Source organism: Rhodothermus marinus (assembly GCF_009936275.1).
Lineage (GTDB): Bacteria > Bacteroidota > Rhodothermia > Rhodothermales > Rhodothermaceae > Rhodothermus > Rhodothermus marinus_A.
The window spans coordinates 1,545,830-1,560,086 of record NZ_AP019797.1; the positions used below are offsets into that span (position 1 = coordinate 1,545,830).

A 14,257-nucleotide genomic window follows, 5' to 3' on the forward strand; every position below is an offset into this window, starting at 1 on the left:
GACAGAACCTATGGCGGAGCTCTCGACAACCTATACGGGAAAGGACATTCAGGTACTGGAAGGGCTGGAGCCGGTGCGGAAGCGGCCGGGCATGTACATCGGCGGCACCGGTAAACCCGGCCTGCACCATCTGCTCTGGGAGATCGTCGACAACGCGGTGGACGAGGCCGTCAACGGCTTTGCCTCGCTGATCGAGGTGACGCTGCATGCCGACGGCCGGAGCGTCACGGTGACGGACAACGGCCGGGGCATTCCCGTCGATCCGCACCCGGTCAAGAAGATCCCCACGCTGGAGCTGATCCTCACCACGCTGCATGCCGGCGGCAAGTTCGATCGAAAGAATTACATCACCTCGGGCGGACTCCACGGCGTGGGCGCTTCGGTGGTGAACGCGCTCTCGGAGGAGCTCGTCGCCACGGTGAAGCGCGACGGGAAGACCTACCAGCAGCGCTTCGTGCGTGGCAAGCCGAAATCGAAGCTGAAGGTCGTTGCTGAAAACACGCGCGGCACCGGCACCAGCATCTATTTCCGTCCCGACCCGGAGATTTTCGAAACTACCGAGTTCGATCCGGCCTGGATCCGGGAGCATCTGGAGATCAAGACGTACCTGAACCGCAACCTGAAGATCGTTTTCAAGGACGAGACGAGCGGGGAATGGTACGAATTCCAGCACGAAGGAGGGATCGTCGAGTATCTGGCGCGGCTGGTCGAGGAGCAGGGCGCGCGCGTGGTGCATCCCGAACCGTTCGTGCTGATCCAGGAGGAGTTGCGCGACGGAGCTCGCCTGGAGGTGGCCCTGCAATGGACCGAGGCCCCGCGCGAGCTGATCAAGTCGTTCGTCAACGGGATTCCTACCACCGAGGGTGGCACGCACGAGCAGGGCTTCAAAGAGGCCGTGCGGAGTGCCGTGCGGGCCTACATGGAGACGCACGACCTGCTACCCCGCAATCTGGAGGTGACGGCCGACGACATCCGCGAAGGGCTGGTGGCTGTCGTCAACCTGTTCATGGTGGAACCCCAGTTCCAGGGCCAGACCAAGGAAAAACTGAACAACCCGGAGGCCCGATCGCTGGTGATCGGGGCGGTGCGGCTGGACCTGGAGCAATTCCTGAACGCCCATCCGACAATGGCCGAGGCCATTGTGGCCCGGATCATTCAGGCCGCCAAAGCGCGACTGGCCAGCCGGGCGGCCGCCCGCTCGGTGCGCCGTCAGAGTTCGGTCAGTCACCGGCTGAACCTTCCCGGCAAACTGGCCGACTGCACTTCGACAAATCCCGAAGAGTGCGAACTGTTCATCGTCGAGGGCGACTCGGCCGGTGGCAGCGCCAAGCAGGCCCGCGACCGGCGCTTCCAGGCGGTATTGCCGCTGCGCGGCAAGGTGCTGAACGCCGAGCAGGCTTCGCTGCGCAAAGTCGAGGAAAACAAGGAACTGTCCAACATCGTGCAGGCACTGGGATGTGGCATCGGGGATAAAATCGATCTCTCCCGCCTGCGCTATCATAAAATTATCCTGCTCATGGACGCCGACTCGGACGGCCACCATATCACGACGTTGCTCCTGACGTTCTTCTACCGCTACATGCGGCCGCTCATCGAAAACGGGCACGTGTACGTGGCCCAGCCGCCGCTGTACCGAATTGACGCCGGCAAAGAGACCTACTGGGCCCTGGACGACGCCGACCGCGACCGCATCCTGCAGGAGCTGCGCAAAAAGCGGAAGAACGTGCAGGTGGAAATCCAGCGCTTCAAGGGGCTGGGCGAGATGATGCCCGACACGCTGCGCGAAACCACGCTGGATCCCCGGAAGCGCCGCCTGCTGCGCGTCGAGATTCCGGAAGACGCCCGCCTGTTGACCGAGCAGACCATCACCGAGTTGATGGGACGCGACGTCTCGGCCCGCTTTCGGTTCATCATGGAAAATGCCGCTCAGGTCGACGCCGAGGCGCTCGACGTGTAATCGAACCGTTTTTTCCGAACGGCTGTCGTACTCGGGACTGCAACTTTGCGCGTAGTCAGGCGCGGACGCGGGCGACCAGCCAGGTACCGGCAAAGATCAATCCCATGCCCAGCAGGCTCAGCGGCGTGGGGATCTCGCGGAAAAACAGCAGGCCCCAGAGCGCGCCGAAGACGACCTGCAGGTAGTTCATGGCGACCGCCCGGCCGGCCTGTTCTTCGGCCAGGCCGCGGGTCATCCACACCTGCGCGATCTGGGCGCTGAGCCCCACGCCCGCCACCACAACAAGCCAGTCGAGCGGCGAGGGCCAGACGGCCGTGGGCAGCGCCATCGGAAGCGAGCCGATCGTCGAGACCAGCGGGAAATAGAACACGATGGTCAGCGGGTGCTCGGTGCGGCGAAGTTCGCGCACGATCGTGTACGCGCCGGCGCTGAAGATAGCCGCGCCCATGGCGGCGGCCACGCCCAGCGGATCCAACCCGGCCGTGTGGGTGCCGAACAGAAAGCCCGGCCGGGCCACCAGCACCACGCCGAGCAAGCTGAGCAGAATGCCGGCGATTTCGCGGCGGCCGATGGGTTCTTTCAGCCAGAGGGCGGCCAGCAGCGTGGTGAAGACCGGGCTCGTGTGCTGCAGCACCAGCGTGTCGGCCAGCGGCAGCCGCGTCAGCGCAAAGTAGAGGCAGCTCAGCGACACGAAGCCCACTACACCGCGCAGGATCAGCAGGCCCGTGCGCTGTCCCCGCCACGAGACCCGTTGCCAGCGGAGCAGCAGGTAGCTGTAGAAAAGCGTGACGACGCTGCGGATGAGAACGATTTCCTGGCTGGGCAGATGGCGGCCGGCCACTTTCACGAACAGCCCCATCAGGCTGAACATGAAGGCCGAGCCGATCATGTAGCGTAACCCGCGCGAGAGTCCGAGCGTCGCCGGCGTCGTCACTTCCCTGCGTCAACGGTCTGGTGTCCAGAGGAACGCCGCAGAAACGCGCAGCCGGCCGTTTTGTGGCTTGAATTCCAGAAAAAGGCGTCCGTCGTGGAGATTGCGTAAAAGTCCGGCAGAAGTCGGGAGTCCGACGGGAACGAAGCCACGGGTGGCAGTGTTTTAGCGTCGCGTTCAGAGATTGACAGGTCCGTAGCTCAACTGGTAGAGCAGCGGACTCTTAATCCGCGGGTTGGGGGTTCGAGTCCCCCCGGACCTACAGAGAAAGGGTTGCTGGTAAAATAGGCCGGCAACCCTTTTTTGTATCGTGACAAACGATAGGCTCTGTCGGGCGGTGTTTTCCGGGCCAATGAGGGTCACCGCCGCTAGGTCGAACGTGTAGCAGGCCAGGTGCGGATGCGGGCGGGGCACTTCCATGCAGAGCAATCCTGTCGCACAACGTGCGGTACGGGGAGCCATCGAGCCGTTTCGCCAGGACTAAAAGATTGAAGGTATACGTCTGGCTTCACATCAAACGATCAGGTCGTATGTGGTGCAGGCGCCAGTGCTTCCAGCCGTTTCCGTGCGTGGCGACGACCGGCTTCGGTCAGGTGGATCATGCGGCCTTCAAGGCGCAGCCAGCCGCGTCGCTGGCCTTCTTCCAGAATGCGGGCAAACTTTTCGTCGGTCCAGTTCAGATGAAGGGGCAGCGTGGCGCGATGGCGTTCGGCCGTGGCCTCCGGCCGGTGCTCGTGGTGCAGCAGATGGATCAAAAGCAGGTCCAGCGCAAAATCGCGCTGCTGCCGACGATGGCGGCGCCAGCGGGCCAGCAGTCCGGTCTCCGGAGCCAGCAGCCAGACCAGGCAGAACAGCACGCCCACCATGGTGGCCATCGATCCGGCGATCGACACGTCCAGCAGCCGGGCCATGCCGTAGCCCGGTACGGCACTCAGCACGCCGAAAAGCAGGCTCCCCAGCAGGTAGGTCGGCATCCGACGGGCCAGCAGGAGGGCAGCAGCCGGCGGACCGATCATCAGTGCAATGACGAGAATGGCGCCTACCGCATGGAAGGCGGCCACCACCGTGACGGCCACGAGGCCCATCAGCAGGTAATGCAACAGCACGGGTCGGAAGCCCAGCACGGCCGCCGAGGCCGCATCGAACGTTGCCAGTACCAGCTCTTTGTAAAGCAGTCGGATCAGCAGCGCGTTGATCAGTAGGAGGCCGGCCATGGTCCAGAGCGCACGCGGACCGAGGTCGATTCCGCGCCAGATCAGCCGATCGAACGGCACGAAGGCCAGCTCGCCCAGAAGCACGGCGTCGGTGTCCAGATGCACCTGGCCTGCAAAGCGGGCAATCAGCAGCACGCCCACGCTGAACAGCGCGGGGAAGACCAGCCCGATGGCCGTATCCTCGCGCAGCCGGCCGGTCTTCTCCAGCAGCTCGATCAGATAGACCGTGAGCAGCCCCGAAGCCCCGGCCAGCACGAGCAGCAGCGGATGCTGCAGGTTTTCGGTGAGAAAGAACCCGACCACGATCCCGGGCAGCACCGCATGGCTGATGGCGTCGCTGACGAGGCTCATGCGGCGCAGCACAAGAAAGGCGCCGGGCAGCGCACACGCGGCCGCCGTCAGCATGGCTACCAGCAGGATCTCGAGAGCCGGACTCATGGCGTGTGAGATGAACGTTCGGTAAGTTGCCAGCCCTGATCCGGCGTGTGCCGGACCTTCCCGCGCCGCTCCAGATCGCGCAGGATGGCCTCGACGGGAACGTCGGCGCCCAGCGCCGCCTGAATGGTGGCCGTGGGGTGCGGATGCGCCGCGTCCGGATGGCGATGCGCCAGCTCCTGAAGGACGGCCATTACGGCCTGGCGGGCGGTTTCCCGGGCCCGTCGCCGTCGAACGTATTGCCAGAGCAGGCCACGTGCCGGGGCAACCAGCACCGACAGCAGGGCCAGCGCGGTCAGCAGCAGTACGATAAGGGGACCGGTGGGAAGCCGGGGGGCAAGGCTGCTGATCCAGGCGCCCAGCGCACCGCTCAGCAGACCAAAAAGCCCGGCCAGCAGCAACACACGGCCGTACCGGCTGCTCCACTGACGGGCGGCCGCCGCCGGGGCCACGATCACAGCACTCATCAGCACGACGCCCACCGTCTGGAGTCCGATAACGATGGCCACCACGAGCAACACGATCAGCAGCGTCTGTAGCCGGCGCACCGGAAGTCCCAGCGTCGCCGCGTAGGCCTCATCGAACAGTACGAGCTGGATTTCCTTCCAGAAGGCCAGCACCAGTGCAAAAGCCAGTATGCCGGCCGCGGCCATGACGATCAGATCCTCCCGAAGCAGCGTGGCCGCCTGGCCAAAGAGGAAGCGATCCAGCCCTGCCTGTGCCGCGCCGGCCGTATGCTGAGCGGCCGAAAGCAGCACCACGCCGAGCCCGAAAAAGACGGCCAGCGCCATGCCCAGCGCTGCGTCGAAGCGGACGCGCGTCGTGCGCAGGATGGCCTGCACCCACAGCAGCGCCAGCGTGCCGCTGACGGCCGCGCCGAGCTGCAGGACCACCGGAGCTTTCGAGCCGCTGAGCAGAAAAGCCAGCACGATACCCGGCAGCGCCGCGTGGGCGACGGCATCGCCGATCAGCCCCTGACGCCGGAGCACGGCCAGCGTACCCAGCGATCCGGAGATCAGCCCGAGCAGGGCCGCCCCGGTCATCACGATGCGCAGCGTGAAGTCCATGGCTACGTCGGGTTCACCGCCGGAGCCGGGACCACCATGCGGCCGCCGTAAGTGCGCCGCAGATTTTCGGGGGTGAAAGCTTCGGCCACCGGCCCACAGGCAATGCACTGGACGTTCAGCAGCACCACCCAGTCGAAGTATTCGGCCACGGTGGACAGGTCGTGATGGACCACTACAATGGTCTTGCCCTGCTGCTTGAGCCATCGTAGCACGTCGAGCAGCGTGGCCTCGGTAGGGGCGTCCACGCCCTGAAACGGCTCGTCGAGCAGGTAAAGCTCCGCTTCCTGAGCCAGCGCGCGGGCCAGCAGCACGCGCTGTTGCTGGCCGCCGGAAAGCTGACCGATCGGCCGGTCCGCCAGCTCGGTCATCCCGACGCGTTCGAGCGCCGCCCGAGCCAGGGTACGTTCGGCTGCTCCGGGGCGCCGCAGCCAGCCCACGCGTCCGTAGGTGCCCATCAGCGCCACGTCGAACACGGTCGCCGGAAAGTCCCAGTCCAGTTCGGCCCGCTGAGGCACATAGGCCACCCGGCGTTCCCGGGCACGAAACGGCCGGCCCAGCACCCGGATGCGCCCGGCGGCCGGCCGCACAATCCCCAGCACGGCCTTGAGCAGCGTGCTCTTGCCGGCGCCGTTGGGGCCGACGATCGCGGTCATCTGGCCGGCCGGAATCACCGCGTCCACGTCCCAGAGCACCGGCTGCTGCTGGTAGGCAACGGTCAGGTCTTCGATTTCAATCGCCCACTTCATGGCAGGGTCGCTTCACGAAGGGCTTCGACGATCGTGTCGATGTTGGTGCGGATCATGCCTGTGTAGGTGCCGGCCGGCGAGCCCGGGTCGCCCAGCGCATCGGAGTAAAGCGGACCGGCCAGCCGCACCGAAAAGCCACGGGCGCCCACGGCTTCCTGCAACGCTCGCAGGTAGCGCTCCGGCACGGAGCTTTCCACGAAGATGGCCGGAACGCGACGGGCCACGATGAATTCGGCCAGTTGCTGAACGTCGGCCGTGCCGGCCTCGGAAGCCGTCGAGACGCCCAGCAGGCCGTGTACCTCCCAGCCGTAGGCGTTGCCAAAGTAGCGGAAGGCATCGTGTGAGGTGATCAGCACGCGCCGCTCCGGCGGCAGCGTGGCAGAGCGACGGCGAACGTAGGCGTCAGTGCTGTCCAGTTCGGCCAGATAGGCGGCGAGCCGGTCCCGGTAGAATGCAGCCCGTGCCGTGTCCATGCGGGCCAGCGTTTCGGCCACGCAACGCGCCGCATATTGCCAGCGGCGTACGTCCATCCACACGTGCGGGTCGTAGACGCCTCCGAAGCCGGAGGCGCGCAGTCGCAGGCTGTCGGGCACGCATTCGGCCACGGCCAGCGTCGGTCGGCCCAGCGCCTGCATGCGCTCGAAGACTTCGGTCATTTTGCCTTCCAGGTGCAGGCCGTTGTAGAGCACAAGGTCGGCCTGCTGCATACGGGCCACGTCGCCCTCGCTGGCGCGGTAAAGGTGCGGGTCGATGCCCGGTCCCATGAGTGCCGTCACCGCCACCGCCTCGCCGCCAAGCTGACGGGCCAGGTCGGCCACGATCGTGGTGGTGGCCACGATGCGCAGCCGCCCGTCCGTCCGGGATGTCGTGGCCTGGCAACCCACCAGCAGCAACAGAACGATGGCGGCGCAGCCGCTCAGGAGGAAGCTTCTTCGACGGCCCATATGGCTTCGGCAAGTTCTCGAGGAAGGAGAAAGCGTTCGCCGCCCACGGCAAGTCGGACGCCCGAGGCGGAGTGCTCGAGCACGTGCACGCGCGTGCCCGGACGCAGCGACAGGCGCGCCAGCAGGTTCAGCGTATCAGGGTCCTGAGCCCGAACGCGAACGACCTGGGCTACTGAGCCCACCGGCAGCAGGGGCAGAGGACGCCCCGGCTCGATGGCCGGGAACGTCAGCTCCGGCGTGGGAATCGGGTCGCCGTGCGGATCCCGCACGGGGTGGCCCAGCCATTCCGCCATGCGGGCTTCGAGACGCTCACTGATCACATGCTCCAGCCGTTCGGCTTCGTCGTGCACCTCGTGCCAGTCGAAGCCCAGCGCCTCGGCCAGGAAGGTTTCGATCAGCCGGTGGTGCCGGAGCAACTCGATGGCGATCTTGCGGCCGGCCTCGGTCAGGCGCGCGCCCTGGTAGGGTCGATAGTCCACCAGCCCCAGCGCCGCCAGCTTCTGCAACATGCCCGTCACCGAGGCCGGACGCACGCCCAGCCGCTCGGCCAGCGCCGTGGTCGAGACCGGCTCACCTTCGCCCAGCAGAAAAATCTGCTTCAGATAGTCTTCCTGTGCTTCGGACAGCATTTTTAGGTGAAGACTTGTTCTGTTTGCATCATAATTTAGTTTATCCTAAAAACAAAAGCAAGCCAAAAAAAGAACGCCTCCCGCGAGGGAGGCGTCTGCTGCAGCGCTACCCGGAGGCCGGCCCAGGTTTCCCCTTCAGGCAGGCAGCGCCACAAACGTTTGCCGGTAAATGTCTCAGCGCAGATGCATGAGCGTGCGGCTCTGGTTTCCGTAGGGCGTTTCGAGCCGGTACTGGTAGAGACCGGCCGGCAGCGAGGCGGCATCGAACACCACCTGATAGCGGCCGGCCGGCAGGAAGCCATCTACCAGTGTCGCCACGCGCTGGCCCAGCAGGTTGTAGACGGCCAGTGTGGCCCGGGCGGCCTGCGGGAGCGCGAACGTGATGGTGGTGCGATCGCGGAACGGATTCGGATAGTTCGGTGCGAGCATCAGGGTGGTGGGCGGTTCGCCTTCGAGCGATTCCAGTGCAGTCAGCACAAGCTGGCCCGGACGGACCTGTCCCCGAATCTCCCCGGCCGGATACTGGGCGGTGTGTACGTTGATGTAGATGTTGCCGGCCAGTAGCTCCCGGATCAGTTCGTCGGTCAGCGGCTCGTCGTCGGTCGGGCGCCAGACGCCGGAGGCCGTGTTGCCTTCGAACGCGATGGTGCGGACGACGGGGCCGTCCTGGCCGGCAGGCGCATGATGAAAGTGGGCCGCCTGGACGGACCCTGTCAGTCCGCTAACCGTGAGGTGGTAGACCAGTCCGGCCTCGGTCAGCGCCAGAAACGCCGTGCCGCGTCCGTTGCTGCTGACCGTGCCGGTTTCCTGCATGGGGTCGAGCGACACGACGGCACCGGTTCCGGCGGCCAGCTGCACCTGACCACGGATCTCGCCGGCCGGATACTGAGCGGTGTGGATATTGAGGTAAAGCTTTCCCAGTAGCAGCGCGACGATGAGCGAATCGGGCAGGTCGGTCCAGACGCCGGCCGCCGTGTTTCCCTCGAAGGTAATGCCGTGCACCACGGGGCCGCTGACGCCCGCCGCGCCGTAATGAAAATGGGCGGCCTGGACGGGGCCGGTCAGTCCTTCGACGGAGACTCGATAGACCAGTCCGGCGTCGGTGAGCGTCAGGTGGGCCGTGCCGCGTCCGTTGCTGGTGACGGCGTCGGTCTCCTGCTCGGGCGTGAGCTCGGCCTGCAGGGCGGTGCCGCCGCTGAGCCGTACCTGGCCTCGGATTTCGCCGGCCGGATACTGGGCCGTGTGGATGTTGATGTAGAGCTGGCCGAGTAGCAACGCCGTGATCAGTTCGTCGGTCAGCGGCTGGGCGTCGGTGGCCGTCCAGACGCCCGTGGCCGTGTTGCCTTCGAAGGTAATCGCGCGTACTACCGGACCGTCGGTGCCCGCCGCGCCCTGATGAAAGTGGGCGGCCTGAACGGGGCCTGTCAGGCCATCGACGGTGATGACGAACTGCAGGCCTTCGTCGGTCAGGGCCAGCGCGGCCGTTCCGTACCCGTTGCTGGTGACCGTGCCGGTTTCCTGCTCCGGGGTGAGCACGGCCGAAAAGAAGGTCTGGGCATGGACGGGCATGGCAAGCAGGAGCAGCAAAGCTCCCAGGGTGTAGCGTATGCGCATGGCTCTGGCGGGTCGGGTGAAAAGGGCTTTTGTTTCATGAAGTACCTGACCCGCTCTGGATGACTACCGGAGAGCAGAACGAAAAGAACGAAGCGGGACGCCAGGCGTTTGTAAGGCCCTGTCGTGAAACGCAAGCTTCTGGACGGATCCAAATGCACCGGTTCTGGATCGAGCGGCGTCCGCACAATGGCCTGACTTACGAGGCGTACGTGGCGGCGTGGGAGGAAGCGCTCCGGCAACCGCTGGCCGGACTCGACGCCAGGGCGCGGCGCTACCTGTACTACCGTCGCTACAACTACGAGCGGGCGCAGCGCGTGGCCGAGGCTTACCGTATGTCCGAGCGGCTGGCGCGGGCGCTGGAGGCCATCGATCAGCCGCAGCTCTGGATGGTGCTCACCGAAGACTGGTGCGGCGATTCGGCCTACAGCTTACCCGTCATCGCCGAAGCCGCCCGGCGCAGCCCGCTGATTACGCTGCGCATTCTCCGGCGCGACGAAAATCCGGACATCATGGATCGGTACCTGACGCGCGGCGCCCGGAGCATTCCCAAACTGGTGGCCTTTGCCGAAGATGGAACGGAGCTGTTCACCTGGGGGCCGCGTCCGGCCGAGGCCCAGGCGCTCCGGGACCAGTTGAAGGCGGAAGGTGCGGATGCGCGGCAGCTCTCGCAGGCGCTGATCGACTGGTACGAAGCGGGCGGCTGGCAGCAGGTCGATACGGAACTGGCCGAACGGCTGGAAGCCATACAGGAAGCTCAGCGCCTGTCGTCTTCCAGATAATGGGGACGGGAGCGTGCCTGTCCGGACCAGCCGGACGGATCGGGTTTGGCGGCATCCGGGGGTGTAAAGCCACCGAACGAGACGTAGAGCCGGGCGGTCTGCTGCTGAAGGGCCTGTTGCAGGCGGCGCATCAGGTAGCGGCGAATCAGCGCACGCGTAGGCGGTAGCAGACCGATCAGTCCCAGCAGGTCGGTCAGCACGCCCGGTGTGATCAGCAGAGCGCCGGCAAGCAGAATCAGTACGCCGTCGATCAGCTCGCGTCCGGGCAACTTTCCCTCGGCCAGGCGTTGCCGGAAGGCCCGCCAGGTGGCTGTGCCTTCACGGCGGGCCAGAAAGCTACCGGCCAGCGCCGTGGCGAAGATCAGGCCGATCGTAGGCCAGAGCCCGATCCAGCGGCCGATCTGGAGCAGCAGCGCCAGCTCGACGGCCGGCACGATCAGAAACAACAGAAACAGACGTGCGCCCATGGACCCGTGTGGTTGAGGTTTCCCGCAGTACGTGTCCGGGCGCGAAAGGGTCCACTTCAGGAAGTTGTCCCCGGTCGGGGTGGAAGTTTGCCGACGGTCGGGATCGGACGGGCGCCCGGCGGCAGGCGATCGGCCGGGACGGCCGCCGGCTTCGGCGTGGCCGCGGGCTGGGCAGCCTTGCGGGGTGTTTTCTCCGCGCTTTTCTGCACGAAGTACTGCTCTTCGCGGATGAACGCGTCGTCAAAGCCGGCGCGACGCAGAATACCCCGCACGTTCTCGATCATCTGGGGATGGCCGCAGGCGTAGGCCACGGCCGTTTCGGGCGTGAAGTCTTCGGCCGCGTCCAGGTACTTGCGCACGATGTCGTCCACGCGGCCCGTCTCGCCCTTCCAGTCGGGGTCTTCCCACGGCCGGCTGACGGTGGGGATGTACGTCAGCCAGTCCACCTCTTCGGAAAGTTTGCGGAGTTCGTCCAGGTACACGCCCAGCTCCTTCGAGCGGCTGGCCCCGTGAATGACCAGAAACCGGTGGGGCGGCGACGCGCCCCGTTCGATCGCGTGGCGCTGGGCGCGGATCATGCTCAAATAGGGCGCAATGCCGGTCACGGTGGCCAGCATCAGATGCCGCGTGCGCTTCGTCTCCAGCGTGAAGTGTCCCACGATCTTCCGGCGCATCCACATGGCGTCGCCCTCGCGCAGCTCCCAGATGCGTGGCGTCAGCTTCCCGTGCGGCACCAGCTCGATGAAAAATTCCAGCAGCGGCTCGTGGGGGGCCGAGACGATCGAATAGGCGCGCGGCACCAGTTTGCCTTCCACCTCGAGCGCCAGCGTGGCGTACTGACCGGGCGTGAAGCTTACAGGCTCTTCGGGCTGAAAACGAAACAGCGCCAGGTCGTCGGTGAAGTCAATGCGTTCGACCAGGCGAACACGACAGAATTTGTCCGTCGGCATGGCAACTCCGGCGTCGGTGAACGGAAACCGCTTACGAAAGCACGGTGCCAAACCGTACTTTCCGCTCCACAATACGGCGCAATCGGCTTGATGTCAAGGGCCGCTCAGGCTTCGGGGAGCGTTTCGAGCAGGCGTTCGATCAGTTCCACGGCCGAGATGCCGTCGGCGTCGGCGTTGAAGCTGGTGACGATGCGGTGACGCAGGACAGGCACGGCCAGGCGGCGCACGTCGGAAATGAGCGGCGTGGCGCGACCGTCGAGCGCGGCCAGCGCCTTGGCCCCCAGAATCAGGTACTGAGAGGCGCGGGGGCCGGCCCCGTAGCTCAGGTAGGTGTTGATGAACTCGGGCGTGTCGGGGCGTCCCGGACGCGTACGGGCCACCAGGCGCACGGCGTATTCGATCACGTGATCGGCCACCGGAATCTGGCGGATCAGGTCCTGAAAGGCCAGCAACTCTTCGCGACTGACGACGGGCTCGACGGTCGGCGGCGGACCCGAGGTCGTATTGCGCACCACCGCCACTTCTTCTTCGAACGAAGGGTAGTCGAGCCAAAGGTTGAGCATGAAGCGGTCGAGCTGAGCTTCGGGCAGGGGATAGGTGCCTTCCTGTTCGATCGGGTTCTGGGTGGCCAGCACGAAAAACGGCGGTTCGAGCGGGAAGGTCTGTCCGGCCGCCGTCACGTGCTGCTCCTGCATGGCTTCGAGCAGGGCGGCCTGAGTCTTGGGAGGGGTGCGATTGATCTCGTCGGCCAGCACGATGTGGGCGAAGATGGGGCCTTTGACGAAGCGAAACACCCGCTGGCCCGTGGTGCGGTCTTCTTCAAGGATTTCGGTGCCCGTGATGTCGCTGGGCATCAGGTCGGGCGTGAACTGAATGCGACTGAACTTCAGGTCGAGCGCCTGTGCCAGCGTGCGCACCAGCAGCGTTTTGGCGAGGCCGGGCACGCCGATCAGCAGCGCGTGGCCGCGTGCCAGCAGGCACACGACAAGCTGCTCGATGATGGCCTCCTGACCGACGATGACCTTGCCGATCTCCCGGCGAAGGCGCACGTAAGCCTCGTGAAGTGCTTCCAGGGGATCACCGGTGCGAAGCGCGCTCGGAGCAGGCATAGGCAGTATGGACGTCAACGTTGGGCCAGCGACGAAGTAACGATCTTGTCCGGATAGCGTTCGGCCAGCTCGCGGGCCTTACCGGCCAGGCGAATGACCACCGACTGACGCAACTCGTTCAGCCACTGACGCAGCACACGCTGACGCTTTTCCTGAAGCGCCAGCTGTTCGATGCGGGCGTAGTCGGTTTCGAGACTGACGCGGTGGCTGGGCACAAAGCGGTCGAGCCGCACGATGTGGTAGGCGCGGCGACCGTCGAGCAAGACCGCCTCGGCCGGGTGGCTGATTTCGCCGACTTCCAGTGTGTCGATGGTGCGTTGCCAGGTGGGATCCAGTGCGCTGAGCACCAGGTCGCGTTCACCCGTACGGGGATCCACCACACGGCCGCCCTGGGCCGCCGTGGCTTCTTCTTCAGAATGACGGCGGGCCATGAGCCCGAAGGGAATGTTGTACTGCAGGATAGAGTCGCGCACGGCCTCCAGATAGGCGATGGCCTCGGACGGATCGGCCTGGCTTTCGTCGATCCGGATCAGGATGTGGTTGAAGTCGATCAGGTCGCCCTGGCGTCGATTCACGCGGAGGATGTGCACGCCGAAGGGCGTCTCGAAGGGCTGAGAAATTTCACCGATGGGAAGGCGAGCCGCGACGGCGGCAAACTCCGGCACAAGGTCGGCCAGGCGTGTGTCGGGGATGTGTCCGCCGGCCGCCGCCGAACCGGGGTCTTCTGAAAAACGCCGGGCCATGTCTTCGAACGTGGAGCGGCCGCTGACGATCGAGTCGCGGATGGCCGAGGCGATTTCGAAGGCTTCCTGGCGGGCCTTTTCCGAGGGGCGCGGATAGCGCACGATGTGGCTCAGCCGCACCAGGTCGGGTAGTGTGGGAAGCGAGTCGGTGGGAAACTGTTCGAACCAGGCCCGCACTTCCGAAGGCGTAATCCGGATCTGCTGGAGCTTGCGGTTGCGGAAGGTTTCGGCCAGCATCTGCTCCCGAAAGTCCTCGCGCAGCTCGGCCTTGAGCTGGGTGAGCGTCTTGCCGTAGATCTCTTCGAGGCGGGTCTGGCCGCCCACCTGTTGCATGAGCTGGTTGAGGCGTTCCTGCAGGGCCTGTTCGACGCGATCGTCCGAGATCTGAATCGTTGTGTCGCGGCGGGCGTGCTCGGCCAGCACCTTCTGGTCGATGAGCTGGTTGAGCGCTTCGAGCCAGAGTTCGTCGGAGTAGGGAATGCGCTGCTGTTGCAGGTAGCCGGCCAGGAAGGCGTCCACTTCAGAGCGAAGGATCAGCTCGTTGCCCACGACGGCCACGATTTCGTCCAGCACCCGGTCGTCGGCGGGCGACTGGGCACGCAGCAGACCGGGCACGAGCAGCAGAAGGATTGTCAGTAACCAACGCATGAGTCCTGAGGCTTTCGGCGGACA

13 protein-coding genes and 1 tRNA gene are annotated in these 14,257 nt (G+C 65.5%); 3 read left to right on the forward strand and 11 right to left on the reverse strand.

What is annotated here, in order from left to right; translation table 11 throughout:
* The first annotated feature begins 10 nt into the window (after positions 1-10).
* Positions 11-1,957: a DNA gyrase/topoisomerase IV subunit B gene (locus GYH26_RS06725; protein ID WP_161540994.1), complete on the forward strand. Its 1,947-nt coding sequence runs from the start codon at positions 11-13 to the stop codon at positions 1,955-1,957.
* A 55-nt stretch (positions 1,958-2,012) separates the two neighbouring features.
* Here GYH26_RS06725 and GYH26_RS06730 read toward each other — a convergent pair whose 3' ends face one another.
* The gene (locus GYH26_RS06730) at positions 2,013-2,891 is read right to left on the reverse strand and encodes a DMT family transporter (protein ID WP_242006631.1); all 879 of its coding nucleotides are present in this window, start codon (positions 2,889-2,891) and stop codon (positions 2,013-2,015) included.
* Between the two features lie 186 nt (positions 2,892-3,077).
* Between GYH26_RS06730 and GYH26_RS06735 the strand changes: the two genes are divergently transcribed.
* A tRNA-Lys gene (locus GYH26_RS06735) sits at positions 3,078-3,150 on the forward strand.
* 259 nt (positions 3,151-3,409) lie between these two features.
* Here the strand turns inward: GYH26_RS06735 and GYH26_RS06740 are convergent.
* The 6 genes from GYH26_RS06740 to GYH26_RS06765 form a co-directional block, all read right to left on the reverse strand.
* Positions 3,410-4,540 carry a metal ABC transporter permease gene (locus GYH26_RS06740; RefSeq protein WP_161540995.1) on the reverse strand — a complete coding sequence of 377 codons (1,131 nt, stop codon included), beginning with the start codon at positions 4,538-4,540 and terminating at the stop codon, positions 3,410-3,412.
* Complete coding sequence (locus tag GYH26_RS06745) at positions 4,537-5,604, reverse strand: metal ABC transporter permease (RefSeq protein WP_161540996.1); 1,068 nt, start codon at positions 5,602-5,604, stop codon at positions 4,537-4,539. The genes GYH26_RS06740 and GYH26_RS06745 overlap by 4 nt, the downstream gene beginning before the upstream one ends.
* A 2-nt stretch (positions 5,605-5,606) precedes the next feature.
* Positions 5,607-6,350: a metal ABC transporter ATP-binding protein gene (locus GYH26_RS06750; RefSeq protein ID WP_161540997.1), complete on the reverse strand. Its 744-nt coding sequence runs from the start codon at positions 6,348-6,350 to the stop codon at positions 5,607-5,609.
* Positions 6,347-7,294: a metal ABC transporter solute-binding protein, Zn/Mn family gene (locus GYH26_RS06755; protein ID WP_161540998.1), complete on the reverse strand. Its 948-nt coding sequence runs from the start codon at positions 7,292-7,294 to the stop codon at positions 6,347-6,349. Before GYH26_RS06755 ends, GYH26_RS06750 begins: the two co-directional genes overlap by 4 nt.
* Positions 7,267-7,923, reverse strand: a complete 657-nt coding sequence (locus GYH26_RS06760; protein WP_161540999.1) for a metal-dependent transcriptional regulator — start codon at positions 7,921-7,923, stop codon at positions 7,267-7,269. The genes GYH26_RS06755 and GYH26_RS06760 overlap by 28 nt, the downstream gene beginning before the upstream one ends.
* Before the next feature lie 174 nt (positions 7,924-8,097).
* The gene (locus GYH26_RS06765; RefSeq protein ID WP_161541000.1) at positions 8,098-9,537 is read right to left on the reverse strand and encodes a CHRD domain-containing protein; all 1,440 of its coding nucleotides are present in this window, start codon (positions 9,535-9,537) and stop codon (positions 8,098-8,100) included.
* A gap of 152 nt (positions 9,538-9,689) precedes the next feature.
* On the opposite strand from GYH26_RS06765, the gene GYH26_RS06770 reads away from it, so the two are divergent.
* On the forward strand, positions 9,690-10,316 hold the full coding sequence (locus GYH26_RS06770) for a thioredoxin family protein (protein ID WP_161541001.1): 627 nt from the start codon (positions 9,690-9,692) through the stop codon (positions 10,314-10,316).
* Here the strand turns inward: GYH26_RS06770 and GYH26_RS06775 are convergent.
* The 4 genes from GYH26_RS06775 to GYH26_RS06790 form a co-directional block, all read right to left on the reverse strand.
* Complete coding sequence (locus tag GYH26_RS06775; protein ID WP_014066926.1) at positions 10,292-10,783, reverse strand: FxsA family protein; 492 nt, start codon at positions 10,781-10,783, stop codon at positions 10,292-10,294. The genes GYH26_RS06770 and GYH26_RS06775 overlap by 25 nt on opposite strands.
* A gap of 56 nt (positions 10,784-10,839) precedes the next feature.
* Complete coding sequence (locus GYH26_RS06780; RefSeq protein ID WP_014066927.1) at positions 10,840-11,733, reverse strand: ferredoxin--NADP reductase; 894 nt, start codon at positions 11,731-11,733, stop codon at positions 10,840-10,842.
* A 104-nt stretch (positions 11,734-11,837) separates the two neighbouring features.
* A complete protein-coding gene (locus GYH26_RS06785) occupies positions 11,838-12,842 on the reverse strand; it encodes an AAA family ATPase (RefSeq protein ID WP_012843787.1) in 1,005 nt (334 codons plus the stop codon).
* A gap of 14 nt (positions 12,843-12,856) precedes the next feature.
* Positions 12,857-14,233: a peptidylprolyl isomerase gene (locus GYH26_RS06790; RefSeq protein ID WP_161541002.1), complete on the reverse strand. Its 1,377-nt coding sequence runs from the start codon at positions 14,231-14,233 to the stop codon at positions 12,857-12,859.
* Positions 14,234-14,257 lie beyond the last annotated feature (24 nt).